Origin of the sequence: Pseudomonas sp. 2VD, assembly GCF_005503585.1 — a bacterium.
GTDB classification, from domain to species: Bacteria; Pseudomonadota; Gammaproteobacteria; order Pseudomonadales; family Pseudomonadaceae; genus Pseudomonas; species Pseudomonas aeruginosa.
Window position 1 is genome coordinate 1 of record NZ_SCND01000566.1, and the last position, 2,354, is coordinate 2,354.

A 2,354-nucleotide genomic window follows, 5' to 3' on the forward strand; every position below is an offset into this window, starting at 1 on the left:
CCGTTGCCGCCGGCACGTGGCTTCGCCGGCGGCAACGGAGGCGGCGGGGGCGATGGCGGTTTCGCCGCTTGCGACGGCGGAGGCGGAGGCGGCGTGGCGCCGCCGGCGCTGGGCGTGACCGGCGGCAACTGGATCGACACCGGTTGCAGGCCGCCGAGGTCGGCGGACGGCAGGGGCGCGGGTTCGGCCGGCGGCGGGTTGCTCGCTCGCGGCGAGCCCTGCGGCGTCGCCAGCGGACGGATCTGGGTGGCTTCCAGGGCGCTCGGCGCCAGGCGGTCGAGGGCGGCGATCAACGCGCCGGCGGTGGGGAAGCGCTCGGCCGGGTCCTTGGCCAGCAACTGGCGCAGGATGTCCTGGTAGCGGCCCTGCTCGATCGGCAGTTCCGGCAGCGGCTCGGTGAGGTGGGCCAGGGCGGTGGAGAGCGAGTCCTTGCCGTTGTAGGGCAGCTTGCCGGTGAGGATCTCGTAGAGCACCACGCCCAGCGCGTAGAGGTCGGCGCGGCCGTCGATCTCCTGCCCGCGGGCCTGCTCCGGGCTCATGTAGCTGGGGGTGCCGACGGCGAAGCCGACCTGGGTGAACTGGGTATTGTCCTCGATCGACTTGGCGATGCCGAAGTCAGAGAGCACCGCGGTGCCGTCGGCGCGGAACAGGATGTTGGCCGGCTTCACGTCGCGATGCACCAGGCCCTGGGAGTGCGCGTAGCCGAGCGCGGCGGCCACCTGCCGTACGTAGGCCAGGCCCTGCTCGGGATCGAGGCCCTGCTGGATGCGCTCCTTGAGCGTGCCGTTGGGCAGGTATTCCATGGCCATGTAGTAGCAACTGCCGACGTTGCCGATGTCGTGGATGGTCACCGTGTTCGGGTGCGACAGCCGCGCCAGGGTCCGACCTTCGCGCAGGAAGCGTTCGGCGAAGCTCGGGTCGGCGGCCAGCGCCGCGGCCATCACCTTCAGCGCCACCTTGCGCTGCAGCGAGCGCTGGGTGGCCAGGTAGACCGTGGCCATGGCGCCTTCGCCCAGCTCGCGTTCGATGTCGAATCCCGGAAGTTCTATGTCCATGTCCGTCTCAGAAGGCCCTGACCACCAGGGCCGTGATGTTGTCCGGGGCGCCGCGGGTCAGGCCCAGGTGGACCAGGCTGCGGACCACCGCATAGGGATCGCTGTGGCTGAGCACGTCGCGCAGTTCGCTGTCGTCGGCGGTCTTGTTGAGGCCGTCGCTGCAGAGCAGGAAGCTGTCGCCGGGCAGCACGTGCAGCGCGGCTTCCGACAGTTCCAGTTGCTCGTGCACGCCGACCGCGCGGGTGACCACGTTGGCGCGCGGATGGTGGCGCGCCTCTTCCTCGCTGATCAATGCGTTGTCGAGCAGCTCCTGGACGTAGCTGTGGTCCCGCGAGATGGCTTCCAGCACGCCGCCGCGCAGGCGGTACAGGCGGCTGTCGCCGGCCCACAGGCAGCTCGCCTGGTTGCCGCGCGCGGCGAGCAGTACCAGGGTGCTGCCCATCACGCTGACGCCACGCAGGCCAGCCTCCTGGCGAACCCGCTCGTTGACCTGGGCGAGGCCGGTGCGCAACGCGCCGACGTAGGCCGGTAGCGAGGAGGCCGCCGGGATGCGCCGCAGGGTATCGACGATCAGGCTGCTGACGAAGTCGCCGGCGGCGTGGCCGCCCATGCCGTCGGCGACCACCCAGAGTCCCGACTCGGGGGCGTCGAGACTGGCGTCTTCGTTGACCTTGCGGACCATGCCGACGTGGCTGTAGCTGGCCGACCTGTAGTAGCTGACTGAGTTGGGCACCATCAGTTGTCCTTAACCGGGTATGCCGGGAAAGAGCGGGATCACCTCGCCCTCTCCGGTGAGGAATCGTCCGAACGCCGGCGCCGGCGGCAGGCCCTGGTAGCGCATCAGGCCGGCGGAGATCCGTGCCGAGCCGCGTCCCCACCAGTGGCTGGCGCCGTCGCAGGCATGCTGGGCCAGCGCGGCGAGGCGCTGCGCCGGGGTCACCGCTTCGCTGCGCAGCAGGTTGCCGCTGATCAGCGATTGTTCGATGCGCGGTCCGCAGGGAGGGGCCGGGAGCTGCGCCACCGCCTGCTCGAAGGCCTCGACCTCGGCCTCCGGTTCGAGGGTGGAGAGCAGCAGGCTCTCGACCTGCTCGAACCAGCCGTCGTCGCCGCCGACCAGCCCGCCGAGGTCGGCGTTCGCCGGCAGCAGGCAGGCGACGGTCAGCGGGAAATAGCGACCGACCCGGTCGATGCTCGGCATCACCACCCCGGCCACCGCTTCGCCGCCGAGCAGGCCGGGGGCTGTCCCTTATCCACATCTCCGAGCCCACGAGCCGCCTGAGCCCATCGTATGCCGTCTTC

General features: G+C 70.8%; 1 protein-coding gene and 2 pseudogenes. All 3 read right to left on the reverse strand.

What is annotated here, in order from left to right:
* Positions 1 to 1,055, reverse strand: a pseudogene (ppkA, locus tag FFS27_RS31730) (serine/threonine protein kinase PpkA); the annotation flags it as partial.
* 7 nt (positions 1,056 to 1,062) lie between these two features.
* On the reverse strand, positions 1,063 to 1,791 hold the full coding sequence (pppA, locus tag FFS27_RS31735) for a serine/threonine phosphatase PppA (RefSeq protein ID WP_003083639.1): 729 nt from the start codon (positions 1,789 to 1,791) through the stop codon (positions 1,063 to 1,065).
* 9 nt (positions 1,792 to 1,800) lie between these two features.
* Positions 1,801 to 2,295, reverse strand: a pseudogene (tagF, locus tag FFS27_RS31740) (type VI secretion system-associated protein TagF); the annotation flags it as partial.
* Between the last annotated feature and the right edge of the window lie 59 nt (positions 2,296 to 2,354).